The 25,180-nt window shown below is 62.0% G+C and carries 25 protein-coding genes; 12 read left to right on the forward strand and 13 right to left on the reverse strand.

The genetic code is table 11. The features are described 5' to 3' along the window. Positions 1–117: 117 nt before the first annotated feature. Together LXM96_RS01050 and LXM96_RS01055 are read right to left on the reverse strand one after the other, a co-directional pair. Positions 118–264, reverse strand: a complete 147-nt coding sequence (locus tag LXM96_RS01050; protein WP_239996371.1) for a hypothetical protein — start codon at positions 262–264, stop codon at positions 118–120. A gap of 79 nt (positions 265–343) precedes the next feature. Then, a complete protein-coding gene (locus tag LXM96_RS01055) occupies positions 344–2,533 on the reverse strand; it encodes an anthranilate synthase (protein WP_239996372.1) in 2,190 nt (729 codons plus the stop codon). 281 nt (positions 2,534–2,814) lie between these two features. Between LXM96_RS01055 and LXM96_RS01060 the strand changes: the two genes are divergently transcribed. Further along, entirely contained in the window at positions 2,815–3,825 is a 1,011-nt protein-coding gene (locus LXM96_RS01060) for an extensin family protein (protein ID WP_239996373.1), read from the forward strand. Between the two features lie 16 nt (positions 3,826–3,841). Here the strand turns inward: LXM96_RS01060 and LXM96_RS01065 are convergent, their stop codons facing one another. Together LXM96_RS01065 and LXM96_RS01070 are read right to left on the reverse strand one after the other, a co-directional pair. After that, positions 3,842–4,615, reverse strand: a complete 774-nt coding sequence (locus LXM96_RS01065) for an AAA family ATPase (protein WP_239996374.1) — start codon at positions 4,613–4,615, stop codon at positions 3,842–3,844. Between the two features lie 116 nt (positions 4,616–4,731). Then, positions 4,732–5,169: an ester cyclase gene (locus tag LXM96_RS01070; protein ID WP_239996375.1), complete on the reverse strand. Its 438-nt coding sequence runs from the start codon at positions 5,167–5,169 to the stop codon at positions 4,732–4,734. A gap of 117 nt (positions 5,170–5,286) precedes the next feature. Here LXM96_RS01070 and LXM96_RS01075 point away from each other — a divergent pair, with 117 nt between their 5' ends. Further along, positions 5,287–5,679: a winged helix-turn-helix transcriptional regulator gene (locus tag LXM96_RS01075; protein ID WP_239996376.1), complete on the forward strand. Its 393-nt coding sequence runs from the start codon at positions 5,287–5,289 to the stop codon at positions 5,677–5,679. A 37-nt stretch (positions 5,680–5,716) separates the two neighbouring features. Here the strand turns inward: LXM96_RS01075 and LXM96_RS01080 are convergent, their stop codons facing one another. Next, the gene (locus tag LXM96_RS01080) at positions 5,717–7,393 is read right to left on the reverse strand and encodes a formate--tetrahydrofolate ligase (protein ID WP_239997171.1); all 1,677 of its coding nucleotides are present in this window, start codon (positions 7,391–7,393) and stop codon (positions 5,717–5,719) included. 169 nt (positions 7,394–7,562) lie between these two features. Between LXM96_RS01080 and LXM96_RS01085 the strand changes: the two genes are divergently transcribed. Further along, positions 7,563–9,113: a DUF2235 domain-containing protein gene (locus LXM96_RS01085; RefSeq protein ID WP_239996377.1), complete on the forward strand. Its 1,551-nt coding sequence runs from the start codon at positions 7,563–7,565 to the stop codon at positions 9,111–9,113. 93 nt (positions 9,114–9,206) lie between these two features. Here the strand turns inward: LXM96_RS01085 and LXM96_RS01090 are convergent, their stop codons facing one another. Further along, the gene (locus LXM96_RS01090; RefSeq protein WP_239996378.1) at positions 9,207–11,411 is read right to left on the reverse strand and encodes a TonB-dependent hemoglobin/transferrin/lactoferrin family receptor; all 2,205 of its coding nucleotides are present in this window, start codon (positions 11,409–11,411) and stop codon (positions 9,207–9,209) included. A 360-nt stretch (positions 11,412–11,771) separates the two neighbouring features. Here LXM96_RS01090 and LXM96_RS21530 point away from each other — a divergent pair, with 360 nt between their 5' ends. Next, on the forward strand, positions 11,772–12,500 hold the full coding sequence (locus LXM96_RS21530) for a LuxR C-terminal-related transcriptional regulator (RefSeq protein ID WP_317208183.1): 729 nt from the start codon (positions 11,772–11,774) through the stop codon (positions 12,498–12,500). A 153-nt stretch (positions 12,501–12,653) separates the two neighbouring features. On the opposite strand, the gene LXM96_RS01105 is transcribed toward LXM96_RS21530, so the two are convergent. The 3 genes from LXM96_RS01105 to LXM96_RS01115 all read right to left on the reverse strand — a co-directional run bounded on the left by LXM96_RS01105 (position 12,654) and on the right by LXM96_RS01115 (position 14,776). Continuing rightward, positions 12,654–13,568, reverse strand: coding sequence for a V-type proton ATPase subunit C (locus LXM96_RS01105; protein ID WP_239996379.1), 915 nt, complete (start codon positions 13,566–13,568; stop codon positions 12,654–12,656). A gap of 85 nt (positions 13,569–13,653) precedes the next feature. Further along, on the reverse strand, positions 13,654–14,106 hold the full coding sequence (locus LXM96_RS01110) for a pseudoazurin (RefSeq protein ID WP_239996380.1): 453 nt from the start codon (positions 14,104–14,106) through the stop codon (positions 13,654–13,656). A 79-nt stretch (positions 14,107–14,185) separates the two neighbouring features. After that, entirely contained in the window at positions 14,186–14,776 is a 591-nt protein-coding gene (locus tag LXM96_RS01115; RefSeq protein WP_239996381.1) for a thymidine kinase, read from the reverse strand. Between the two features lie 193 nt (positions 14,777–14,969). Between LXM96_RS01115 and LXM96_RS01120 the strand changes: the two genes are divergently transcribed. The 7 genes from LXM96_RS01120 (at position 14,970) to LXM96_RS01150 (ending at position 21,565) form a co-directional block, all read left to right on the forward strand. Continuing rightward, positions 14,970–15,923, forward strand: coding sequence for a choline ABC transporter substrate-binding protein (locus LXM96_RS01120; protein WP_239997172.1), 954 nt, complete (start codon positions 14,970–14,972; stop codon positions 15,921–15,923). 69 nt (positions 15,924–15,992) lie between these two features. Next, entirely contained in the window at positions 15,993–16,835 is an 843-nt protein-coding gene (gene choW / locus LXM96_RS01125; RefSeq protein WP_239996382.1) for a choline ABC transporter permease subunit, read from the forward strand. After that, complete coding sequence (gene choV / locus LXM96_RS01130) at positions 16,832–17,890, forward strand: choline ABC transporter ATP-binding protein (protein ID WP_239996383.1); 1,059 nt, start codon at positions 16,832–16,834, stop codon at positions 17,888–17,890. The genes choW and choV overlap by 4 nt, the downstream gene beginning before the upstream one ends. Then, positions 17,887–18,660 carry a HugZ family pyridoxamine 5'-phosphate oxidase gene (locus tag LXM96_RS01135; RefSeq protein WP_239996384.1) on the forward strand — a complete coding sequence of 258 codons (774 nt, stop codon included), beginning with the start codon at positions 17,887–17,889 and terminating at the stop codon, positions 18,658–18,660. Before choV ends, LXM96_RS01135 begins: the two co-directional genes overlap by 4 nt. A 91-nt stretch (positions 18,661–18,751) precedes the next feature. Beyond that, positions 18,752–19,072, forward strand: coding sequence for an ArsR/SmtB family transcription factor (locus LXM96_RS01140; protein WP_239996385.1), 321 nt, complete (start codon positions 18,752–18,754; stop codon positions 19,070–19,072). A gap of 149 nt (positions 19,073–19,221) precedes the next feature. After that, the gene (locus LXM96_RS01145; RefSeq protein WP_239996386.1) at positions 19,222–20,550 is read left to right on the forward strand and encodes an aspartate aminotransferase family protein; all 1,329 of its coding nucleotides are present in this window, start codon (positions 19,222–19,224) and stop codon (positions 20,548–20,550) included. A gap of 202 nt (positions 20,551–20,752) precedes the next feature. Further along, positions 20,753–21,565, forward strand: coding sequence for a cyclase family protein (locus LXM96_RS01150; protein WP_239996387.1), 813 nt, complete (start codon positions 20,753–20,755; stop codon positions 21,563–21,565). Here LXM96_RS01150 and LXM96_RS21535 read toward each other — a convergent pair. The 3 genes from LXM96_RS21535 to LXM96_RS01160 form a co-directional block, all read right to left on the reverse strand. After that, entirely contained in the window at positions 21,562–21,693 is a 132-nt protein-coding gene (locus LXM96_RS21535; protein ID WP_262913441.1) for a hypothetical protein, read from the reverse strand. The two genes, LXM96_RS01150 and LXM96_RS21535, sit on opposite strands and share 4 nt — an antisense overlap. A gap of 45 nt (positions 21,694–21,738) precedes the next feature. Then, complete coding sequence (locus LXM96_RS01155) at positions 21,739–22,731, reverse strand: sodium-dependent bicarbonate transport family permease (RefSeq protein WP_239996388.1); 993 nt, start codon at positions 22,729–22,731, stop codon at positions 21,739–21,741. 205 nt (positions 22,732–22,936) lie between these two features. Beyond that, on the reverse strand, positions 22,937–23,161 hold the full coding sequence (locus LXM96_RS01160; RefSeq protein ID WP_239996389.1) for a YdcH family protein: 225 nt from the start codon (positions 23,159–23,161) through the stop codon (positions 22,937–22,939). A gap of 94 nt (positions 23,162–23,255) precedes the next feature. Between LXM96_RS01160 and LXM96_RS01165 the strand changes: the two genes are divergently transcribed. Beyond that, positions 23,256–24,167, forward strand: a complete 912-nt coding sequence (locus tag LXM96_RS01165; protein ID WP_239996390.1) for a hydrogen peroxide-inducible genes activator — start codon at positions 23,256–23,258, stop codon at positions 24,165–24,167. 45 nt (positions 24,168–24,212) lie between these two features. Here the strand turns inward: LXM96_RS01165 and LXM96_RS01170 are convergent, their stop codons facing one another. Further along, positions 24,213–25,052 (reverse strand): alpha/beta fold hydrolase, encoded by an 840-nt coding sequence (locus tag LXM96_RS01170; protein ID WP_239996391.1) that lies wholly within the window; start codon positions 25,050–25,052, stop codon positions 24,213–24,215. Positions 25,053–25,180: the final 128 nt, after the last annotated feature.

Genomic DNA, 25,180 nt, shown 5'->3' on the forward strand with positions numbered 1-25,180 from the left:
AGAACGCCGAAACCGCCCGGGCGGACCCGGGCGGTTTCGTATGGTCGGCGGTATGGCTGAGATGTCAGCGTTTGTCAAAAGATAGCACGAGCTCCTCAACAGCCTTGCTGCTGGCCGTCAATCCGCCGGTTCTGCCGGATTGTCCTGTCGGTCGCCGACGGCCGGGGGTGCCTGCAGGTTTTCATCTTCTTCCGGCAACATGGTCAACGCCATTACGATGACGACAAGGGCGGCAACCAGCCAAATCAGTGCTCTTCTGCTCATGTCTCTCCCCAGGTTGGAACATCTTTCGACGCCCTAACCCGAGAGAACCGCAAAAGGTTGCCTCCCCTCGCGGGCCGCCTCACGCGGCCTGCACCTTCCGGCGCCGCGCCAGATGCGCTACCACGTTCTCGATCATCCGCATGCCGGCATCCTGGCCGAGCGTCATGATCGATTCCGGGTGGAACTGCACGGCCGCGATCGGCTCCTTCACGTGCTCGATCCCCATGATCGTGCCGTCCTCGCTTTCCGCCGTGATCGTAAAATCCGTCGGCAGTGTCCGCGGGTCGGCGAAGATCGAGTGGTAGCGCCCGACCGTCACCTCGTTCGACAGACCGGAGAAGACGACGCCCGGCTCCAGCACCCGGATGCGCGACGGCTTGCCGTGCATCGGCAACGCCAGGTGGCGCAGTTCGCCGCCATAGGCTTCCGCCAGTGCCTGCAGCCCAAGGCAGACACCGAAGATCGGCAGGTTTTTCGCCCGCGCGGTCTTGATCGTGGTCTTGCAGTCAAAATCCTTCGGATTGCCGGGACCGGGCGACAGAACGACAAGATCCGGGTCGACGCGGTCGAAGATCTCCTCCGGCACCGGTGTGCGCACGGTGGAAACCTCCGCACCCGTCTGGCGGAAATAGTTGGCCAGCGTGTGGACGAAGCTGTCCTCGTGGTCGACGAGCAGGATGCGCACGCCCTTGCCGACCGGTGCCACGTCGCGCACCACCTTTGCCGAATTCCCGGCGCGGGCATCGCGGATGGCGGACAGCATGGCCGATGCCTTCAGCTCGGTCTCGGCCTCCTCCTCCTGCGGATACGAATCGTTGAGCAGCGTCGCACCGGCGCGCACCTCAGCAATGCCGTCCTTGATGCGGATGGTCCGCAGCGTGAGCCCGGTATTCATGTCGCCGTTGAAGCCCACCATGCCGATCGCCCCGCCATACCACGCGCGCGGGCTTTTCTCGTGGTTCTCGATGAAGCGCATCGCCCACAGCTTCGGCGCGCCGGTCACGGTGACGGCCCAGGCGTGGGAAAGGAAGCCGTCAAAGGCGTCCATGTCCTCGCGCAGGCGTCCTTCGATGTGGTCGACGGTGTGGATCAGCCGCGAATACATCTCGATCTGCCGGCGGCCGATAACCTTGACCGAGCCTGGCTCGCAGACGCGCGACTTGTCGTTGCGGTCGACGTCGGAGCACATCGTCAGCTCCGATTCGTCCTTCTTGGAATTGAGGAGCTTGAGGATCTGCTCGCTATCGGCGATCGCATCTTCGCCGCGCCGGATCGTTCCGGAGATCGGGCAGGTTTCGATCCGCCGGCCGGAAACCCGCACGAACATCTCCGGGGAGGCGCCGACCAGATACTCCTGGTGCCCGAGGTTGATGAAGAACGAGTAAGGCGATGGGTTGATCGCCTTCAGCCGGTTGGAGATCTCGGATGGCTTGCTGTCGCAGCGCTCCATGAACTTCTGTCCCGGGACCACTTCGAACAGGTCGCCGCGGCGGAAGCTTTCCTTGGCCTTCGTCACCAGCTCCGCATATTCGCCCGGCTTGTGATCGCCCTTCGGCGGCGTCACCGTCGTGCGCTGGAATGGCTCCGGCGCTATGGCCTCGTCCTTGCCCTCCGTCGTCGTGCCGTTCTTGGCAAAATCATAGCGGTCGATCCAAGCCTTGGCGGCGTGGTGATCGACGACGAGGATCTCGTCCGGCAGGAAGAGCACCATGTCGCGCTGGTCTTCCGGCCGCTGCATGGAAAGCTTGATCGCGTCGAACTGGAAGGCGAGATCGTACCCAAACGCGCCGAACAGGCCGATGGCCGAATCGGCTTCGGAATAGAAGAGATCGACCACGGCGCGCAGCACGGTAAACACCGTCGGCATCTTCGAGCGCTCTTCCTCGGTGAAGGCACGGGTCGGTTCGTTGATGGAAAGATCGAGGCGCCGCGCCGTCTGCTCGCCGAGGGTCAGGTCCGCCACCGTCTTCAGCTTCTCGACGATGAAGCCGAGAAGGACCTCGCCGCGACCATTAAATGCCTCGATCCAGACCTTCTTCCCATGCGAGGAGATGCCTAGCGGCGGATCGACGATCGCCGTGTCCCAGCGGGTATAGCGGCCGGGATATTCGTAGTTGGAGGAAAACACCGCGCCGCGCCGCTCGTCGAGCTTGTCGACGTAGCTAGCCACCGCATCCGCATAGGGCGTCGGCCGACGCTTGCGGCTGACGGCGATCCCGCCTTTGGTCTCGTAGGTCTCCGAACCGTCGTCCCGAATGATCGTCACCATTCCTGCTCTCCGAAATCTGTGGCCCGGGGTCCTGCGGCGGATAACAAAAAAGCCGCCTCGGTTCTCGGGCGGCTTTGGGGTCTTGTCGATGGACATGACTGGTCAAGGCCGCGCTAGCGAGCCCACCACCAGTTCCCGATGTTCATCGACGTGATCATGGCGAAACAGATACCGCGCGTCTCGTTTCTCCGCAAGCGGATTTGTCGGGCATGCGACCAAATCCGGATTCGTGCGTTGCCTCTGGCAAGACCCGCAGCCAGAACGACGATGGAGCCTTTGTTATGCCGCGCCACCTTCCCCTCCTGCTTGCGGCCTCGCTCCTGCTGACGGGTGCCGCACTGCCGCGCACCGGCCCGGTGCCGGAGGAGAAGCCGCCGGAGGCGGAAAAGGCCACGGCAAACGGTGAGGCACAGGAGAAGCCGGCGACCGCCGCAGAGCCGCAGGCCCCGGCAGAAGCAGAGGCAGACGCCGCAACCGAACCGGCACCCGCAGAGGTCCCCACACCCGAGCCTAAGCCGCCGGTCGAAGCGGAAGAGCAACCCTCCTCGCCCTCCGCAAACGACCCAACCGCCGAGGAAGACGCCGCCCCTGACAAGCAGGAGCCGGACGCCTCCTCGCCGGCAAAAGAGCCGCAAGACGACACAGACGCGCGCTCTGCGACTGAGGACGAGAAGCAGGACGACGAAGAGGACCAGCAACCCGAGCAGGCGGAAGCGCCACCCCCGATCGCGACGGAAGATCCCGAAATGCTGAAGGCCTGCCTCGCCGACCTGGAGGCCCTCGGCACGAAATTCGAGACCGCCGCCCGCATCGATGATGGCGAGGGCTGCGGCATCGACCATCCGCTGGAGGTTGCTGAAGTCCTGCCGGGTATCGACACCGGCGGCGCACAGATGCGCTGCGAGACCGCCCGCGCGCTCGGCCACTGGCTGAAGGACACGGTCAACCCGGCGCTGAAGATTGCCATGCCGGACCGCAAGATCACCGGACTCACCACCGGCTCCACCTATGCCTGCCGTCTGCGCAACAGCGCCACGGAAGGCAAGATTTCCGAACACGCCCGCGGCAACGCGATCGACATCGCCGCCTTCCGCCTCGACGACGGCACCGAGATCACCATGAAGCCGCGAGACGAAGACGGCACGATGGAAGGCGCCTTCCAGCGCACCGCCTCAGCCGGCGCCTGCCTCCACTTCACCACCGCCCTCTCCCCCGGCAGCGACGCCACCCATCAGGACCACCTGCATTTGGACGTACTGGAGCGGGAAAGCGGGTACAGGTATTGCCGGTAAGGCGCTCTCTTCGAGGTTAAATCTCTTCACGCAAGGCACGATCCACGAAGTCGTCTGGGTCGAGCGTGAAGTCTCTGTAGAGCCTGAAATGTCCAGTATCGCGCAATGCAGCTTTCGCAAGGCCTGCGCGGGTGACCTCCAGCAACCGGGCACCAGGAACCGCCATCAGGATGGGCGAATGCGTGGCCATGATGATCTGAGCATTCGCCGATCCCTGAACGCCATGAAGAAGGCGAAGCAGTTCCAATTGACGCTTGGGCGAAAGCGCACTTTCCGGTTCGTCCAGCAGGTATATTCCCTGCCTGGACATGCGTTCCTCAAAAAAGCGGACGAAGCCCTCGCCATGGCTCCAGGACAAGAAGTCCGGCGCGGCAGCATTGGCATCGCGGGCGGCTTCATCCAGGAAACGTGCGACCGAGAAGAAGGATTCGGCGCGAAAGAACCAACCCGCCGTGACTTTTGGCAACCAGGCCGCTCGCAATGCGCCGGCGAGCAGAGCGCCGCTGCGGTCGACGGCACGGGAATGATCGACCGGCCTGTAGCCCTTGCCGCCTCCCGCCTCGTCAAAGCCGCACAGCGCCGCCACAGCCTCGATCAACGTGGATTTCCCGGTGCCATTCTCACCCACGATGATCGTGACCGGGGTCGAGAAATCGAGGACGAAATCCTTGTCCAGCCAAGGTAGATTGAATGGATACTGCTCGCCCAGGTCGGCATCCTCCCGCACCCAGAGGCGCTTCAGATATGGGGCTGGCAGACTTGTTGGTCTGGTTTTTCGCATTGCAGACATTGGCACCGGACAAGCTGTTGCGGTTCATGACATGAAGGCGCGGCTGGAGAAAGGGCAACCGGCCCCTTGGAATAGAGGCAGCCGGCCGCGTCAACACAACGGGATCTGCGGTCCCATCAAGAAGCGTTTCGGCTCTCGGCAAGACCCAACTGGCGCTGGAGAATGGACGCAGCGTTGTAGCAATGGAAGGAGACGACCTTTCCGTCCCTCATATGGAACACATCGCAGCATGGCACATCAATGGAATTGCCGGTCGCAGGGATCGTTCCCGCAGGCATCACCAATTCTCCCGTATGTGTGCCGCGAATAGCAAGCTCGACGACGATGACATCCTCCATCTGGTAGATACTGAAGAGCTCTCGGTGAATGTCCGGGAAAGCGCGCGCCATGCCTTTTGGGACAAGGGCAATATCCGTTCCGCGAAATTCGGTTTCAGTTGGGACGTCCCGCACATAGCCATCTTCGGAGAAACTGGAGACGAACTTGGCCACATCGAGCCCGTCTCCCTCTGCTGCGGCGTACAGTTCTTTTATCGTCTGGATATCGTCTCTCATCGACAGCTCCTTGTCACACAGTGGGTGCCGCGACCTCAGTCAGGCGGTGATGGGAGATAGATAGACATGCGCTTTCATTACGGGTAGAACATACCAAAAGGTAAGTGTGAGTTTTCTATGGACAGATGCGCGACCCAGTGTGGGCTGGACGTTTCGCTGGCCGTCGTCGGCGGCAAGTGGAAGCCCTTGATCCTTTACCATCTTCAAAGCGGCCCTACGCGCTTTTCCGAGATCAAGAGGCGCATCGGAGGGATCAGCGAGAAAGTGCTGATCCAGCAGCTAAGGGAACTGGTCGCAATGGAGGTTCTCGTGCGCCACGATCATCAACAGGTGCCTCCGGTGGTCCACTATACGCTGACAGCATTCGGTGAAACACTGGTTCAGGCGCTGGTTCCACTCTGCGAATGGGGCACCTATAACCGTGCGAGGGTCGCGGACATGCTGCAGCGGCCCTCGCAGAAGGAACGCGATCGAGGCCACGCTCCGGCCCGCGTCGCAGCCAGCGACTAAGGCCGACAAGGAGAATGGGACCGGGTAGAAGGTCGCCTTAAAACAACCCCTCAATGTTCCCGTCTTCATTGAGGAAAATCCGCTCCGCCGCGGGTGCGCTCGGCAACCCGGGCATGGTCATGATCTCGCCGGTGATGGCGACGACGAAGCCAGCGCCGGCGGCAAGGCGCACCTCACGCACATGCACCACATGGCCCTCCGGCGCCCCGCGCAGGCTGGGATCGGTCGAGAAGGAGTACTGCGTCTTGGCGATGCAGACAGGCAGGTTGCCATAGCCCTGCTCCTCCCAGACCGCCAACTGGTCGCGTACCGTCTTGTCCGCCGTCACCTCCCCGGCGTGGTAGATCTTCGTGGCCACCGTCTCAATCTTCTCCATCAGCGACATGGCGTCGGGATAGAGGGGCTTGAACTCCGCCTGCCCGCCATCCGCCAGTTCAGCCACCCGCTCTGCAAGCTCCGTAATGCCGGCCGAACCTTCCGCCCAGTGCCGGCAGACAATGGCGTCGGCGCCATGGCGCGAAACGTAATCCTTGACCGCCGCCACCTCCGCATCCGTGTCAGTGGTGAAGTGGTTGATCGCCACCACCACCGGAACGCCGAAGCGGCGGACGTTCGCGATATGGCGTCCAAGATTGGCGCAGCCGCGCGTTAGCGCCGCCACATCCTCGCGACTGAGATCCTCCTTCTTCACCCCACCGTTCATTTTCAGCGCGCGGACCGTCGCGACGATCACCGCCGCCGCAGGCTTCAGCCCCGCCTTGCGGCACTTGATGTCGAAGAACTTTTCCGCCCCGAGATCCGCGCCGAAGCCCGCTTCGGTGACGACGTAATCCGCAAGCTTCAGCGCTGTCTTCGTTGCAATCACCGAATTGCAGCCATGGGCGATATTGGCGAAGGGTCCGCCATGCACAAAGGCCGGATTGTTTTCCAGCGTCTGAACCAGGTTCGGCTGCATGGCATCCTTCAGCAGCACGGCCATCGCGCCGTCCGCCTTTAAGTCGCGGGCAAAGACAGGGGATTTGTCGCGGCGATAGGCGACGATGATACCGCCGAGACGCCGCTCTAGGTCGTCGAAATCCTCCGCCAGGCAGAGGATGGCCATCACTTCGGAGGCCACGGTGATGTCGAAGCCGCATTCGCGCGGGAAGCCGTTGGCAACCCCGCCGAGTGCGCCGACCATCTGCCGCAGCGCCCGGTCGTTCATGTCCATGGCGCGCCGCCAGGTGATCCGTCGCACGTCGATATCGAGCGCATTGCCCCAGTAGACATGGTTGTCGATCATCGCCGCAAGCAGGTTGTGCGCCGCGGTGATGGCATGGAAGTCGCCGGTGAAGTGGAGGTTGATATCCTCCATCGGGATCACCTGCGCATAGCCGCCGCCGGCCGCACCGCCCTTCATCCCGAAGCAGGGGCCGAGCGAGGGTTCTCGTATACAGATCATCGCCTTTCGGCCGATGCGGTTGAGCCCGTCCCCGAGTCCGACCGTAGTGGTGGTCTTCCCCTCGCCCGCCGGCGTCGGGTTAATGGCGGTAACGAGGATCAGCTTGCCGTCCGGATGGTCGGCGAGCGAGCCAATGAACGCTGCCCCCACCTTCGCCTTGTCGTGCCCATAGGGCGCAAGGTGTTCGGGAGTGATATGAAGCCCCGCCCCCACCTCGATGATCGGCTTCTTGTGCGCAACCCGCGCGATCTCAATGTCCGACGTCACCGCCAATGTCTTCACCCTTCATGTTCTGGTAGCGCGACTTGGCCACAGACGCAGACGTCTGGCAAGCACCCGCGAGTCGCGAGACGCTCGGGTTTCACCACCTACGGATGCATTCACGCTTGATCTTAACCCATGGCTGCAGCTACGATGCGCAAGCGGCTTTGGAGGGACGTCAATGAACATCATCGTCTGCTGCGACGGCACGTGGAATACGCCCGATGCCATGGAAGACGGGCTCCCGAGCCCAACGAATGTCGTGAAGCTATACAATGCCCTGTCGCACCTCGACCCTGATGGGCGGGAGCAGGAATTCTACTATCACCCTGGGGTGGGAACCGACGGCACCTGGATCAACCGGGCACTCGGCGGCGGAACCGGCAAGGGCCTCAGCCTCAATATCATGAGCGCCTATCACTGGCTTGCACGGACCTATCGTGAGGGCGACCGTATCTGGCTCTTCGGCTTCAGCCGCGGCGCCTACACGGTCCGCAGTCTCGGCGGTATGATCTCCATGTGCGGCCTTCTTGATCTCAAAAACTTCGCCGGCCAACCGAAACAGGCATGGGAGCTCGTTCAGAACGTCTTCGATGCCTATCGCGCGGAGAAGCCCGAAAACATCACGGCCTCGGCCAACCAGGTTTTTCACCACACACGCGCCGGAGAACACCCTGGCGGTCGCACGCCGATCTACTTCATCGGCGTCTGGGATACCGTCGGCTCCCTTGGCATTCCAGACGACATGGCACTTCTGAACCTGCTCGACGATCCAGAGAACCACCGCTTCCACGACACGACGCTGGGGGCCGTCGTCCGGCACGCGCGTCACGCGGTGGCACTCGACGAATTCCGGCAGAGCTTCCTGCCGACACTGTGGGAAAAGCCGCAAGATTGGAACGGCACCTTGAAACAGGTCTGGTTTCCAGGCGCCCATGGTGACGTTGGCGGCGGCTACAGCCAGTCAGGCCTGTCGGATGGAGCACTCTATTGGATGATGGAGGAAGCAGCGGCGCAGGGCCTTTGTTTCAACTCCGGTGCGATCAACCAGTTGAAGCCCGACCCCCGCGGGCTCCTGCACGATTCCGTTCAGGGCCTGTTCAAGGCGTTGAAGACACGGCCACGGGCGACGCCGCTTGTCACGGACGAGCCTACAGAGGCCGTTCATGCCTCCGCCGCAGACCGCCACCGCAATCCGCCTCTTACCCAGGGCCGCTACCGCATCCACAGGCAATTGCCCGCCACGCTCGACATCTTCGCTCGCGAGCACTGGAACCATACCGGCGTCTATCTGGAAGGCGGGAGGACCTACCGCATGAAGGCGAGCGGAGAATGGATGGACGGCGCCTCTATCAAATGCGGCCCCGGCGGTGCCCGAGATGGCAAACTCCGGGCCGCAGAGATCGCCCACATCGCCTCCTCCGTCTGGGGCGGAGTGGAAACAATCTGGAAGAAGGCGACCGGCAACAAGCAGATCGACTTCTGGTGGACACGACGCGAGGAGGACCTGCCCTGGTTCAGTCTTGTCGGCCTCGTCGCTAACGATGTCCCGCCGCCGCGCAAGGACGAGGACCAGAAGATCGGCCGCCTGCCGCACGAGGTCTTCGAGATCGGCACCGGTGTGCGGTTCACGCCGCAAGGATCCGGCTATCTTTACTGCTTCGCCAACGACGCCTGGCACGCCTACGAGAACAATCGTGGCAGCGTGCAGTTGACGATTGAGGAGGACTAGCGGTGGCTGCTGCAGAACGGCAGTTCTTCTCGTCGCTTCAGCGGCGGCGCAGTCTCCTGCGCCGCGCCTGCTCGGCGAGCCGGGCCGCGCTCGCTAGAACCTCTGCGTCAGCGATATCTTGAACGTCCTGCCCGGCTCTGAGTAGAATTCGTCCGGCTGCGGCGTCTGGATCGTCGCAAGGTTGACAGCGTCGTAGTAGGCCTTGTCGAAGATGTTGTAGACCCCCGCGCGAATGGTCAGGCCTTTCGTCTGCTCCGGCTCCCACCAACCCGTCAGGTCGAAGATGCCGTAGCCGGGCGCCTCCAGTGTGCCTGCATCGCCGTCGTCGTCCACGCCTTTCGCGGCGGTGAAGATCAGATCGGCTCCCCATGTCTCGGCCGCATAGCCGGTTCCCAGCACCACCTTCAGTGGTGGCACCGAGCGGATGTCCTCATCGGTTTCGAGATCGACGCCGTTGGCGTAGGAAAGAGCGCCATAGACACGCATGCCATTGTCGAATCGCCTGTGGCCAGAAAGCTCAAAGCCATAGATCCGAACCCTGTCGCGGTTGAAGTATTCGGTAATGCCCAGCGGATACGTGCCCGTGGGATCCACGCTATTCTCGCTGTCGATGAAGTTGCGGTAGCGGTTGTAGAAAGCGCCGATGTGGCCGCCGAAGTCCTCATCGCCAAGATTTGCGCCAATCTCGAAGCCGTTGCTCGTTTCCGGCTCCAGATTTGGGTTGCCTGTATTCAGGTATGTCCCCGGCGCCCCATAGTTCAGGTAGAGCTCGCTGACATCCGGCGCGCGAAAGCCCATCGCCCACTGCGCATAAAGCTCGACGGCAGGATCAGGCTCATAGGACCCGCGCAGCTTGGGCGAAAACTGCCCTTGGGATTGTCCGGGCGGCATGCCTGTGTAGTTGGCGCCGTTCGTGTAGGCGACCGTTTCCTGCGGATTGTAGTCGTACCAATCATAGCGCAGGCCGGGCGTGAGGAAAAAGGCGCTGTCACCGAACCCGATCTTGTCCTCGAGGAAGAGGCCGACCATTTTGCCGTCGACATCCGGCATGTCGGATTGGTTGGTGTGGAGGAAGTTGCAAGGGTTGAAAGGGGGATAGGGGCCACCCGGGCAACTGTCCTCGCCGGCCGAATACTGCGAGGCCTTGGAGAAGGAGACGCTGAGGCCGCCCGTCACGACATGCGTGAGTTCGCCCGTGGTGAAGGCCTTCTCTGCGTTGCCCGCAAAGCCGATGCTACGCTCCTCCAATTCATTGTCGCGGGAGTAGTCGCCGATGACGGAAGTGCTTCGATAACCCCGCGAGCCGCTGTTACGGAGCACATTCTGCCAGTAGAAGACGGCGTTCGCGCTGTCGAACCACGCATCGCCGTCGGTCGCCTTGTAGCGATAGTCAAATGACAGCCGATCGCGCCGGAGGTCTTCGAACTCGTCGAGATCGCCAGGACGGTAGTTACCGGTCGGGCTTTGGCCGGTCTTCTGGTCGGAATCTTCCTGGCGGCTATAGCGCTCCGCCGTGAGCCCGAAGATATGGCCGGTGTCCGTGTGCTGCCGCAGCTTGAACAGCAGGTTGTACTGGTCGAAGTCCATTGGGTTGGGCTGGGTTCGGGTGGTGGAATAACCGCCCACCTCGCCCTCGTTGTCGCGCTCATGCCCCTTGCGGTAACCGCCCTGGAAGAGAATGGAAGTTTCTTCGATCCGCGTGGCGACAGCCACAGACCCCCCAAAACTGCGGTCTTCGCTGTCGTAGGTCGATTTCGCTATGCCACCCCAGTCGCGGCCTTCGCCAATCAGGTCATCCGGTTCCAGCGTCCGGAGCACGACTGCGCCCCCGAGCGCACCGGAGCCGGCGCGGCTTGAATCGGCACCGCGGACGATATCGATCGTCGAGAGAGAGTTGAAGTCGAAGCTATCGGCGCCACCGTCCGCGTCACGAGCCCCGTCAAGCAGATAGGGGATCGGAATCCCGTCGATGCTGGTCAGCACGCGGTTCTGCTCCAGTCCTCGGATATTCACACTCCTCGTGGCTTGGTTGAACGCGACGCCCGGCTCAAGGCTCCTGCCGAGATCCTCCAGGCTGGTGATCTGGTTGGCTTCGATCTCCTCAGCCGTGGTCCGTGAAGCCAGCGGCGTTTCCGCCACATCGCCCGCCGGTGAATTCAAGCGGCTCCCCTTCAGGATGATGGTCTCTAGAACGGTCGCACCTCCCGTTGTTGTGTCCTGCGACGACGCGGGCGAGGACACAGCCACGGCCAAAGCCGTGCATGCCAACAAGAAAGATCGTGTGGTCCGGGTGCTCATGGCAATCCTTTTCTCCAACCGGCATGCGACATCGACGGCACGCGCAAGGGCGCGCCGGACAGGAGGTCTCCCGGTGTTTGATTTCCGAGGCAGTGGACGCCTCAGTTCCGCCATCTAAAAAACATGATTTCTTCTGTCAAGATAAAAACATGACTCCGTATGTCATGTTTTATAAGACTGCCCACGTCACCGTCCGTGCCCCTCATCGCAGCCCTCTTTGCTGCGAGGGACGAATTGCCGAACCGGACAAAATCCGACTAGATTTGTAAAATGTGACGGTTGATCGTAAATGCGTGGGAAGGAGCGCGCGGGTAGCATCGGTCAGATGAGAAAAGCAGAAACAGAAGTTTTGGATAGTCGGTGGTGAAGGTGGAAACGCGGGAGCGACAGGATGCCTTGAGCCGCTCCATCGCCGCGGCAGGCTCTCAGGCAGAGGTTCTGGCAGCTGTTAAGCATGCCGCACGAGCCTTCGAGTTCGAATACGTCACGTTGCTGGCGAAACCGATGGCCGAGGACGAGTTCCTGTCGCGGCTCCTCATCGACAGCACACTGCCTGCGGATTTTGTGCGTCAATACGACAGCAGCCGATTTCTTGCGCAATGTCCGATCCTGCCGACGCTATTTGGGACCATGCTGCCCCGCAGTTGGACGCTTGAGGACCTTGAGGACGAAGGTGAAGTACCTGCGCCCATACGGCAGTTGATGCGCCGCTTCAACGTCACCACGACAGTCGCCATGCCGCTCCATTCCCTCGAAGGCGAGCGCTTCCTGCTGCGCTTCGACGGCAACCGCAGCCCAGTCAGCCGGTGTGAGCTCAACGAGCTCGCCATGGTCTCGCTGCACGCATTCGATGTTTTCGAGAAGCTCCGTCGGGCGGAGCGATCGTCGCTGCCCAGTCCTTTGTCGACAAGGGAACTCGAAGTGCTGCGTTGGACGGCTCAGGGGAAGACGTCAGTCGAGATCGGACGGATACTTTCGCTGTCCGATCACACCATCAATACCCACATGACGAACGCCATCAAGAAGCTCGACTGCGTCAACCGTCCGCAACTGGTCGCCAAGGCGCTCCGGCTCGGTCTGATAAACTGATCTGCCTTGCTCTGAACACCACCTTCATCGTGATGAGGCCGGCGCGAACGGCGGCGGCGCGTGCTGTACCCTTTGGTTCTAGCGAACCGCCCACCTTGGGAGAAGGACCGCGCTGGCCGCAGCAAAGACTAACTGTCCTGAGACACACCAAGCTTACGGCGAGACCGTCTCTTGCATCCCCTCAACCGGCCCCAGCAACGCCCTTGCCTGCGCGCCTTCTCCAAAAAAGTCGTCGAAGCGGGCGTCGATGCGCCCTCTGCGCTGCTGGAGCCCCACACTCGATAGCATGCCCGTTTCATTCAGGCTGATCAGTTGCGCCAGTTGTGGGAGTTCAGCCTTCGTCAGTCCCTCCGATTGTGCCGATTCTGGTCGGTCTTCCGCCACGACGGAGGCCAACACGATCGCACGTTGCGTGTCGATCGACAGCTTGTTGAGCAGCGCGTTCATCTCGATCACCTGTCGATTAAGATGCGTCGTCAGGTTTTGAATGACCGTCAGGCAGAGCTCCACCCTCGCCGATGCCGTGCTTTCCTCTCGTCGCTCCGGATCGCTCGACCGACCCATGGCATCGGCCAGGACCGCCCGGTGCCCGGTCATATCCAGGAGATCCGACTCCACCTTGTTTCGCAGCTTCAGCACCCGCTCCCGGCGCGGCACAAGCAAGGTGTGCAGGTTGTTGGAGAGCAAGAGCGCCTGATCGAGCGATATCACCTCGGATCGCGTATTGCCCGCCCAACGCATGGCAACCAACGTCCGCCAAGCGAGGCCCAGGCGTTCGGACCTCGTCGGCTTCGGCTTATCCTCCAGCGGCGCCATTGCCCGGTCGACGCGCTTGCCCACCGCGCTGACCAAATCCGCCAGCGGTTGCCGGGCTGTTGCCCACGCCTTCGAGATCGTCGCGGCGAGATCCTCGCCCGTTGTGTCCAGCCAAGCCTCCGGAATGGTTTTGGCGCGCGCAGCCTTTGCGACATCCTGCGCAGTAGCTTCCATCTGCCGGTCGAGCCCCTCCAGTTCTTCCGTCAGCGCCGCCAACTCGTCCTCGACCCGTCGTCTCCATCCCATTGCCATCTCGCATCGTGTTTGCTCTCGGCAACATAAGGCCGCCGCGGAATTTTACCACGGCGGCCTGCAGAATGCGAAGAATGAGAGACGGCTAGAGGCCGAGTTCGGCGGCCGCAGCGTCGATCCGCTCGCGTGCCTTCTTCGGAAGCTTGCCCGTCTTGACCGCCTCCAGATTGGCGGGCTCGCCCTCGCCGACGACAATCAGAGCAACCATGCCCATACCAAGGTGGGGTGTGCACTTGACCACATAGGCCCCTTCCTTGTCGACCGTGATGGCGATCTCCTGGTTCATCTTGCCCTTGAACTCTTCGGCACCCTCAGGGATCATCCCCTTGACCGAGGCAGCATCATGCCCCTTGTCCGTCGGGATGAACTTGATGGTGTCGCCGGGCGCAGCCTTGATGGCGGCCGGTTCGAATACCATTGCCTGACCGTCGCTGCCCTTGTTGAGCATCTTCACCTCGATCTCGGCAGCCAATGCCGGGAAAGCGAAAGCGGCGAGGCTGGTGGCCAGAACGAAAGCGGTCTTTGCAGTCTTGAGCATTTTCAATCTCCTGATGTGCGCCTTGGGAGGCGTCGACGAGATTGATAGGCGCTTCGGCACCGCCGCTCTTTGACGAAGATCAAGTAACTTCGACGCAGTTGATCCTGTCCTCCCAGTGCCGCCGGCAGAAAGGAACATATTTCTCGTTGCCGCCGACATCGACTTGCGCCCCCTCGCGCACGATCTTGCCCTCCTCGTCCAGGCGCGCCACCATGGTGGCCTTCCGGCCGCAGAAACAGATCGTCCGCACCTCGCGAAGCTCATCGGCGATCGCAAGCAGCTCCCGCGATCCTGGAAAAAGCTTGCCCTGGAAGTCTGTGCGCAAGCCGTATGTCATGACGGGAATACCGCAACGGTCGGCCAATCTGGCAAGTTGCCAGACCTGTTCGGGTGCCAGGAACTGGGCCTCGTCGACAAACACACAGGCCACCGGATGTTTGCCATGCAGTTCGGCAATGAGTGCAAAGAGGTCATCGCCGTCGCTGAAGGGAATCGCATCTGCGTGAAGCCCGATCCGGGATGCGACGCGCCCCGCCCCGGCCCGCCTGTCGAGTGCCGCGGTCAGGATCACGGTGTGCATTCCCCGTTCCCGATAGTTGTAGGACGCCTGCAGCAGAAGCGTGGACTTGCCGGCGTTCATGGAGGCATAATTGAAGTAGAGCTTGGCCATGTGCGTCTTCTGGTGCGCACACGGCCTGAGGAAAAGTCCACAGGAACCTGAAACCACAGAAAAACGCCGCAAACCGGTGCATCGGGAGCCGCCCGTTGCAAAGCCGACACGATCTGACGCCTTGGAGCAAGCTTGCCTCATCTTCACATATATTGTTAATGACCGCGAAATTCATAAACAGGGAGCACTGATGATGCCGACGACGAGACCCTTGAAGATCCTGCTGGCTGGAGCGATTTCACTTGTCGCGTTCGCGGAGCTTGCTGTGGCGGCAGAACCCGAATCATGCGCCACGGTTCGCCTCTCCGACGTCGGTTGGACAGACATCACCGCCACCACGGCGACCGCCTCGGTTATCCTGAAGGCGCTCGGGTATGAAACCGACGTCAAGGTGCTTTCGGTCCCGGTGACCTACAGCTCGCTCAAGAACAAGGACATCGACGTTTTCCTCGGCAACTGGATGCCGACCATGGAAGGTGACATCGCGCCCTACCGCCAGGACAAGTCGGTGGAATCCTACGGCCCGAACCTAACGGGGGCCAAATATACCCTGGCGACCAACGCCAAGGGCGCCGAACTCGGCATCAAGGACTTCAGCGACATTGCCGAACACAGCGAGGAGCTTGACGGCAAGATCTATGGCATCGAGCCCGGCAACGACGGCAACCGTCTCATCCTCGACATGGTCGCCAACGACACCTTTGGCCTGAAGGATTTCGAGGTGGTAGAATCGTCCGAGCAGGGAATGCTTGCACAGGTCGCCCGTGCCGATCGCGCCGGCGAGCCCATTGTCTTCCTCGGCTGGGAGCCCCACCCGATGAACGCAAGCTTCGACCTCACCTATCTCTCTGGCGGTGACGACGTCTTCGGCCCGAACTACGGCGGCGCAGAAGTCTTCACCAATGTGCGCGCCGGCTATATCGAGGAATGCCCGAATGTTGGAACCTTCGTAAAGAACCTGAGATTCACACTGCCGATGGAAAACGAAATCATGGGCAGTATCCTGAACGACGGCAAGGAAGCCGAAGCAGCCGCCACCGAATGGCTGAAGAGCAATCCGGGTGCGATTGAGCCATGGCTTAAGGGCGTCACCACGAAAGACGGCGGCGACGCAATGGCTGCCGTAACGTCAGAACTCGGCCTCTGAGGCGTTTCCACCCGCGACCGGAGCAGATAGCTCCGGTCTTATCTTCACCAGTGAACGGGAAGTGCCGACGTGGAACTGCTGACCGACTTCAAGATCCCAATCGGGCCCTGGGCCAAGTCGTTTGTAGACTGGCTGACTGCCAACGGAGCCTGGTTCTTCGACTGGCTCTCCGACGTCCTGTCCCGGGTCATCGACGGCCTGCTTTTCATTCTCCAGACCCCGCACCCCATCCTGATCGTCATTGCTATAACGGCACTCTCCTGGTGGTTTCGCAGGTCGATCGGGGTTGCGATATTCACGGCACTTGGTTTGCTTCTCATCATCAACCAGGGCTATTGGGAGGAAACGACGGAGACGCTATCGCTGGTCCTCGCAGCCACGGCCGTCAGCATGCTCGTAGGAGTGCCGCTGGGGATTGCGGCCGCCCGTCGGGCATGGCTCTACGAGATCATGCGCCCGGTGCTTGACCTGATGCAGACGATCCCAACCTTTGTTTATCTGATCCCGGCGCTGATCCTCTTCGGGCTCGGCATGGTCCCCGGCCTGATTGCCACCGTCATCTTCGCCATCCCGTCCCCGATCCGCCTGACGCGACTAGGTATTGTGTCCACGCCGGAAGCCTTGACCGAGGCAGCGGTTGCCTTCGGCGCCACCCCGGCACAGGTGCTTCGCAAGGTCGAGCTCCCCTATGCCATGCCGCAGATCATGGCCGGTCTGACCCAGACCATCATGCTGTCGCTGTCGATGGTGGTGATCGCCGCGCTGGTCGGCGCCAACGGGCTTGGTGTCCCTGTTGTCCGCGCCCTCAACACGGTCAACATCGCCCGCGGTTTTGAAGCCGGCCTTTGTATCGTGGTTCTGGCCATCATTCTTGACCGGATGTTCCGCCCCGCTTCAGGAGACGCCACATGACGGATGCAGTCGTCTTCAAGAACGTCGACATCGTCTTTGGCGAAAAACCGGCCCACGTTCTAACACTCATCGATGAAGGCAAGAGCAGGGAGGAAATCAGCAATGATACCGGCATCGTGGTAGGCGTCGCCGACGCCTCGCTGACGGTGAGAGAGGGCGAAATTCTCGTCCTCATGGGGCTATCCGGTTCGGGCAAATCAACACTGTTGCGTGCCGTCAACGGTCTCGCGCCTGTGGCGCGCGGGGACGTCCAGGTGATGACGCCGGAAGGAGCCATTGACCCCTACAAGACAAGCCCGAAGATACTTCGCCAGTTGCGGACGAACACGGTGTCCATGGTTTTCCAGCAGTTCGGCCTGCTACCTTGGCGTACGGTTGAGGAAAACGTCGGCTTCGGGCTGGAACTGGCTGGCGTTCGCGAAAGCGAACGCAAACGGCGGGTCGGGGAACAACTCGAACTTGTCAGCCTGGATCAATGGGCCGACCGCAAGGTCGGTGAACTCTCCGGCGGAATGCAGCAACGCGTCGGCCTTGCCCGCGCCTTTGCAACCGGCGCGCCAATCCTGCTGATGGACGAGCCCTTTTCGGCTCTCGACCCGCTCATTCGAACCCGTCTGCAGGACGAACTGCTGGAATTTCAGCGACGACTGAAGAAAACCATCCTTTTCGTGAGCCATGATCTGGATGAAGCATTCCGTATCGGTAATCGCATCGCGATCATGGATGGCGGGCGCATCATCCAATGTGGGACGCCCCAGGAAATTGTGCGAGACCCGGCCAATCAGTACGTCGCAGACTTCGTCCAGAACATGAATCCGATCGCAATGCTGTCGGCCGGTGATGTCATGCGGCGCGGCGTCGCCGACGGCGGATCGTCTGTCGGTGTCGCGGCCACCGCAACGGCCAGCACTCCCCTCGTCGACATTCTGGACGCCCTCTCGCGCCAGCCCGGAACGATCGGCGTCATCGACAACGGCGTCGTGATCGGCACGATCTCCGCCGACGACATCATTTCGGGGCTGACGCGACATCGACGTCAGACGGACGAAGCGTGACCTCGCTCTCCCAGGACAGGCCGCAAGTGCTGCGGGAGACGGACGAGGAAGCACGCCGTCTGTCCCGCAGCCTCATCCACTGCGCCCGGCATATGAGCCTGGCGGTGATGGATCCCGAAACGGGATTTCCGGCGGTCAGCCGTGCACTGACTGCGCCCGATCTCGACGGCGTTCCCGTCGTTCTCGTTTCCGCGCTGTCCGGCCACACCAAGGGCTTGGTAGCCGACCCTCGGTGTTCGCTGCTGGCGGGTGAACCCGGAAAGGGCGATCCCCTTGCCCATTCGCGCATCACGCTGCAATGTGTCGCCGCCCCCGTGGAGAAGCCGAGCGGGACGCAGGAGTGGCTCCGCGAGCGCTTCCTGGACTATCATCCAAAAGCTGCCCTCTACGTTGATTTCCCCGACTTCCGCTTTTTCCGGCTCACGCCTCGGACGGCCTCACTCAATGGTGGTTTCGGGCGGGCCTATCTGCTGTCGCCGGAGGACATCACCTTGCAGGAGGTGCCCGCAGTTGCCGAATGGCAAGCGCTCCAGCGGAAACTTCGCGACCTGCCGCAGGTTGCACGCGCGCTTGCTGACCATCTGTTTTCAGAAAAAGACCGAAACTGGCGCTTCAGCGGGGTCGATCCCCTTGGTTTCGATCTGACCTGCGGCGATCTTCAGGTCAGACACGAGTTCCAGCGCTCCGTTCCGACCGCCGCCGACGCCTTTTACTATATTTCGTCTTTCTCGGGCAGGAACGCACAAGGCATACCGTCACCTGAAAATTAGGGATATACAACTATATCCGATACTTGCTAATCTTTCGCTTTCACAATTGGGCATTATGAAGCCTCCGCGCTTCAAGGGGATATCTATAGACATGGAAACGATGCCACTTTCCGAGCATTCGTTGGCCGCCGCCGGATTGCTTTCTGCGATGGCAAATCCGAAGCGCCTTCTTATTCTGTGCTGCCTCGTCGAGAACGAGATGGCGGTTGGCGTGCTGGCCGGGCAAGTGGGCCTTAGCCAGTCGGCCTTGTCACAACATCTGTCAAAGCTACGCGCTCAGAAGCTGGTGAAGACACGACGCGACGCGCAGACGATCTATTATTCCTGCGCCTCGCCGGCGGTTCTGAAGGTATTGGGCTCGCTGGAAGAGATCTACTGCAAGCCGCTACGTGCAAGCGTTGCAGCCGCTTGATGTTAGCGCTCACATTGCGACGTGATCTTTCTTTGGCGCGCCTGCAATCGCGAATGGCAGAATCTGTTGACGGCAGTTGACGGGCCTGACGCCCCTGATAATTTGACCATTCAGTCAAAAGCCGGCTTCTGCCGGACGGGGAGCATGTCATGTCCAACCGCCTAAACACCACGCCGAACGATCTTCGCGCGTTCTGGATGCCGTTCACGGCAAACCGCCAGTTCAAGAAGGAGCCGCGCCTCTTCGTCGGTGCGAAGGATATGCACTATACGACGCATGACGGGCGCCAGGTTCTCGATGCGACGGCCGGCCTCTGGTGCGTCAATGCCGGCCACTGCCGACCGAAGATCACCGAGGCGATCCGCGAACAGGCCGGCGAACTGGATTATGCTCCCGCTTTCCAGCTCGGCCACCCCAAGGCCTTCGAGCTCGCCAACCGCCTGGTCGACATAGCGCCGGACGGCCTGAACCACGTCCTCTACACCAATTCCGGATCGGAGTCGGTCGACACCGCCCTCAAGGTCGCCCTCGCCTATCATCGCGTGAAGGGCAACGGTTCGCGCTTCCGCCTGATCGGCCGCGAGCGCGGCTATCACGGCGTCAACTTCGGCGGCATCTCCGTCGGCGGCATCGTCGCCAACCGCAAGATGTTCGGCACACTGCTCACCGGCGTCGACCATATGCCGCACACCCACCAGCCGGGCAAGAATGCCTTCACCCGCGGCGAGCCCGAGCACGGTGGCGACCTCGCCTCCGAACTGGAGCGCATCGTCACCCTGCATGACGCCTCGACCATTGCCGCCGTGATCGTCGAGCCGGTTGCCGGATCGACCGGCGTGTTGATCCCGCCGAAGGGCTACCTTCAGAAGCTCCGCGACATCTGCACGAAGCACGGCATCCTGTTGATCTTCGACGAGGTCATCACCGGCTTCGGCCGCATGGGAACGCCCTTTGCCGCGCAATACTACGGCGTCACGCCCGATATCATGACGACGGCCAAGGGCCTCACCAACGGGGTCATCCCGATGGGTGCCGTTCTCGTCAGCTCCGAGATCCACGACGCCTTCATGAGCGGCCCGGAGCACATGATCGAGTTCTTCCACGGCTACACCTATTCGGGCAATCCGATTGCCGCCGCCGCCGGCCTCGCAACGCTGGAAACCTACAAGGAGGAAGGCCTCTTCGACCGCGCCCGCGACATGGCGCCCTACTGGGAGGACGGCCTGCATTCGCTGAAGGACCTGCCGAACGTGATCGACATCCGCAACATCGGCATGATCGGCGCGATCGAACTCGATCCGATCGCCGGCGAGCCCACCAAGCGCGCCTTCTCCGCCTTCCTCAAGGCCTACGAGAACGGCCTCTTGATCCGCACCACCGGCGACATCATCGCTATGTCGCCGCCGCTGATCGCCGAGAAGCACCACATCGACGAGATCTTCGGCAAGCTGCGCGGGATCCTGAAGTCAAACATTTGACCCGTCTCTCCGGGCATCCACCGGTTCGGATGCCGGCGCAAGGTCTGCACCAACGAGAGGCCCTCCGGGGCCTCTTTTGATTCTTGGCCCTCACCTGAGGCATCTCTTCGTCCCTGCCCGTAGCTTCGTCGAGACGGCCTTGCTCCCCGGCGGTTCTGGATTACTCTCAGGCGGCGCAAATCCTAATAAGAGGGGAATTCCAATGTGCAATCACTGCGTCATCGAAAACGTGAAGCGGAACATGCTGTCGCGCCGGTCGCTGTTCAAGGGAGCAGCCTTCGCCGGGGCTGCCGCCATGGTCGCGACGAGCACGCCACGCGAGGTCCTCGCCCAGCCCGCCAGCAAGGTCATCGACCTCACCCATGCCTATGATTCAACCTTCCCGACCTTCGACGGCAACCCGGGGGTCGAGTACGAATGGGCCGTCGAATTCGCCCAGAACGGCTACCAGCTTCACAAGCTGACCATCTTCGAACACACCGGAACCCATATCGACGCTCCCTTCCATTTCAGCGCCGACGGCACCAGCGTCGACCAGATCGAGCCGGAAAAACTCGTGGCGCCGCTCGTCATCGTCGACATCACGGATCGGGCCAGGGAAGAGGCCAACACCGCGGTCGAGGCCGCCGATATCGAAGCCTGGATCAGTGCCAATGGCGAAATTCCGGCAGGGGCCATCGTCGCCCTGCGTTCGGGTTGGGCGACGAAGGTCAAGGAGGCGTCCTTCCGCAACGATGCCGAGGGCAATTTTGCCTTCCCCGGCTTTGGCAAGTCGGCGACCGACCTGTTGCTGACGCTCGACGTCGTGGCGATCGGTGTCGATACTCTGTCGATCGACCCCGGCAATTCGGCAGATTTCGCCGTGCACAACTCATGGCTTCCCGCCGGCCGCTACGGCATCGAGGCGCTGGCCAATCTCGAGGAACTACCGGTGAAAGGCGCGACGATCGTCGTGGGAGCGCCGAAGCATAGAGGCGGCACCGGCGGCCCGGCACGTGTGCTGGCGCTGGTCTAGAGGATGATACGATGGCCGCCGTTCCCCTGTTGAACGACGAAGAGGCGAGCGCCGAGGCGCTCGCCGTCTTCAACGAGATCCGCGAGCGGTGATCCGAAATCCGGAAGAGCAACATCTGAACGAAGCATCCCGAATTCAGAAAGGGCGGATGGGCCGACCTTTCTGCTTCGATCTCAGGCGCCGAGGCTCGCCAGCTGGACGTAGATCGGCAGGCCCGCGACAAGGTTGAACGGGAATGTCAGCCCCAGCGACAGGCTGAGATAGATCTCCGGCCGTGCATCAGGTGCCGCGATCCGCATCGCGGCGGGTACGGCGATATAGGACGCGCTGGCGGCAAGCGTGACGAGAAGCGCCGTGTTTCCCACCGATAGTCCGGCAGCCAATGCCGGCACCAGCGCGAGCGAAGCACCGATCAGCGGCATGGCCAGCGCAAACCCGAGAAGCCCCGGGGACAGGAGCCGCCACTCCTTGCGGATGCCACTTCCCGCCACGGCACCGAGGTCCAGGAGGAAGAGGCAGAGCACGCCGCGGAACGGATCGATGACGAAGCCGGAAAGCTCGCCCAGCCCCTTCTCTCCGGTCACCGCACCGATGGCAAAGGCGCCGATCAGGATGACGATGGTGACGTTGAGCATGACATCCCGTAGCGCCGCCTTCTGCCGGCTCTGCGCCATCTCGGGATCGGCTCCCGGCATCGGATGGCGCAGGATCAGCCACAGCGCCGTCAGGATCGCCGGGGCCTCCATGGCCGCGGCCACTGCCACCATTCCGCCGTCGAAGCCGATCCCGAGCCGCGTCAGCGCGTCGCTGCCGGCCACGAAGGTGACGATCGAGATCGAGCCGTAATGGGCGGCAATCGCCGCACGGTCCCGCGGCCCCAGCCTGGTCATGGCCCCGAGCATGATATGGCCCAGCAGCGGCATGCTTGCCGACAGGAGGATACCTATGCCAAGCGCTGTAAGGATTTGCGGGCTGAGGCCGTGAGCGCTGACGGATGCTCCGCCCTTGAAGCCGATAGCCAGCATCAGGTAGAGCGCCATCATCTTGCCCACCCCTCCCGGCAGCGCCAGATGTCCCCCGGCGAGTGTTGCAAAGAAGCCGAGTGCGAAGAATAGGACGGGCGCCGAGAGAAGATTCTGGGCGGCCAGATCGAGGTAGAGATCCATGGGTGAGCTCGCGCGAAAGGCCGCGCTGTATCGCCCGCCGGAATTATCCGTCAGGCGCAGCCGGCTGGATGTTGTTCGGATTGTGTACGGAAGAGCGGCGGCTGGCGCCGGATCCGCCCAGAAGAAGCTTTCAGCCCCCTTACCGCGCAGAAAGACCGCCAGCCGGGGTGGATACCGGCTGGCGGTCGGTCACGGCGGGAGGCAGTCAGGACGTGAGGATGCGGCGCTTCGGTCGCAGACGGTTCGTCACCGGTGCCGTCGATTCTCTGAGCAGTCGTTCGAGCGAGGCGATCTGGTCGCGCAGCTGAAGCTTGATCGTCTTCAGCGACTTCAACCGGATCGGATCAGGCTTCGGCCTGCGTTGTTCCTCCATCACGCGCGTCTCCATGATCGCGTGCCTGGCTTTGAGTGCTTTCAACAGTCGGTTCATGTCGATCTCCGTTCCTACGCAATCACGTTGCCAGGTGGACGACCATTAATCAAATTGATTGATTGTATCGAATCGATAGCTTAAAGCTATTGCCATGGCTTATCGTCCGACGATCCGTCAGCTCGAATACCTCGTGATGCTCGGCGAGACCGGCCACTTCGGCGAGGCCGCAAAGCGCTGCCACGTCTCGCAGCCGACGCTGTCGGTGCAGATCGCTCTCCTCGAACAGCGGCTGGGCTGCGCCCTCATTGATCGGACGCCCGGCTTGATCGCCCCGACGCCCGCAGGCGCCGACATCATCGCCTCGGCCCGGACGGTACTCAACACGCTGGACGGCATGGTGGCCATGGCTTCCGCCAACCGGGATTCGCTCGGCGGGCTGATCCGGCTTGGCGCCGTTCCGACCTTCGGACCCTATTTCCTGCCCCATCTGCTGCCGCGGCTTCGCCAGGAATACCCCCAGCTCAAGCTGCACATCCGGGAGGAGCGCCCGCTCATACTGGAGGAACAGGTCCTGAACGGCAGCATCGATTGCGGGTTGGGGCCTGTCCCCGACGAAGATATGTTCGAGTTCGCGGAGATTTTTGAAGAGCAGATCTTTCTCGGCATCCCGCGGGGGCACCGGCTGGCTGGCCGGGAGACGGTGGATCTTGCCTCGCTGGCGCACGAGCCGCTCCTCACCCTCGGCCGCGGCCATCGCCTCCTCGATACCGTCCGCGATCTCGCCCGCGCTTCCGGCGCTCATCTGGTCGAGGACTATGAAGGCACCAGCCTCGACGCGCTGCGGCAGATGGTGTCGATCGACATGGGCCTGTCGCTCTTCCCGGAACTTTATGTCCGGTCGGAGTTCCAGGGCGAGCAGAACGTGCATCTGCTGCGGATTGAAGGCTGGCCCGGCTCCCGCACGATCGGCTTCTTCTGGCGCCGGGGCAGCGTCCGCGCCGACCACTACCGACGTCTTGCCGCCCTGGGAAAAGCCGCCGCCAGTCTGTTCGCCCAGTCATGAAATACCGAAGGCGGCCGAAGCCGCCTTCTTGCGCATCACGGCGATTCAGCCTCGGAAGAAGTCGAGCAGGTCCGCGTTGATGATGTCGGCATGGGTTGTCGCCATGCCATGCGGCAGACCTTCGTAGACCTTCAGCGTGCCGTTCTTCAGGAGCTTGACCGCCAGGTGGGCGGAGTTCTCGATCGGCACGATCTGGTCGTCGTCGCCATGCATGACGAGAACCGGCACCTCGATCGCCTTCAGGTCTTCAGTGAAGTCGGTTTCCGAGAAGGCCTTGATGCAATCATAGTGGGCCTTGGCCCCGCCCATCATGCCCTGGCGCCACCAGTTGCGGATCGCGCCTTGCGAGACCTCTGCCCCCTCCCGGTTAAAGCCGAAGAAGGGACCGGTCGGGATGTCGAGGAAGAACTGCGCCCGGTTGGCGAGCAATGCCTCGCGGAACCCGTCGAACACCTCCGGTGGCAGGCCGCCCGGGTAGGTTTCCGTCTTGACCATGATCGGCGGAACGGCACCCAGCAACACGGCCTTGGCGACCCGGCCGTTGCCGCCGTAGCGAGCAACATAGCGTGCGACTTCCCCGCCCCCTGTAGAATGCCCGACATGGATCGCGTTCCTGAGGTCGAGATGGGATACCAGCGCCGCAACGTCTGCGGCATAGGTGTCCATCTCGTTGCCGGTGTCGGTCTGGCTGGAACGGCCATGGCCTCGGCGATCGTGAGCGATGACGCGGTAGCCCTTGCCGAGGAAGAACAGCATCTGTGCATCCCAATCGTCCGAGCTCAGCGGCCAGCCATGATGGAAGACGACCGGCTGGGCGTCCTTTGAACCCCAGTCCTTGTAGAAGATCTGCGCACCGTCTTCGGTGGTGATAAAATTGCTGCTCATATTGCTACCCTTTCCAATGTGATCTTGTGAAAATCGAAGCCACTGGGCTCCGGATTATCGCACCCATGCATGTCGGCTTGCTGACACGTCGGATACGACCGCGACGTAAGGAATATCTATCGCGATAA

It is taken from the genome of Rhizobium halophilum, from assembly GCF_021648825.1.
GTDB lineage: Bacteria > Pseudomonadota > Alphaproteobacteria > Rhizobiales > Rhizobiaceae > Neorhizobium > Neorhizobium halophilum.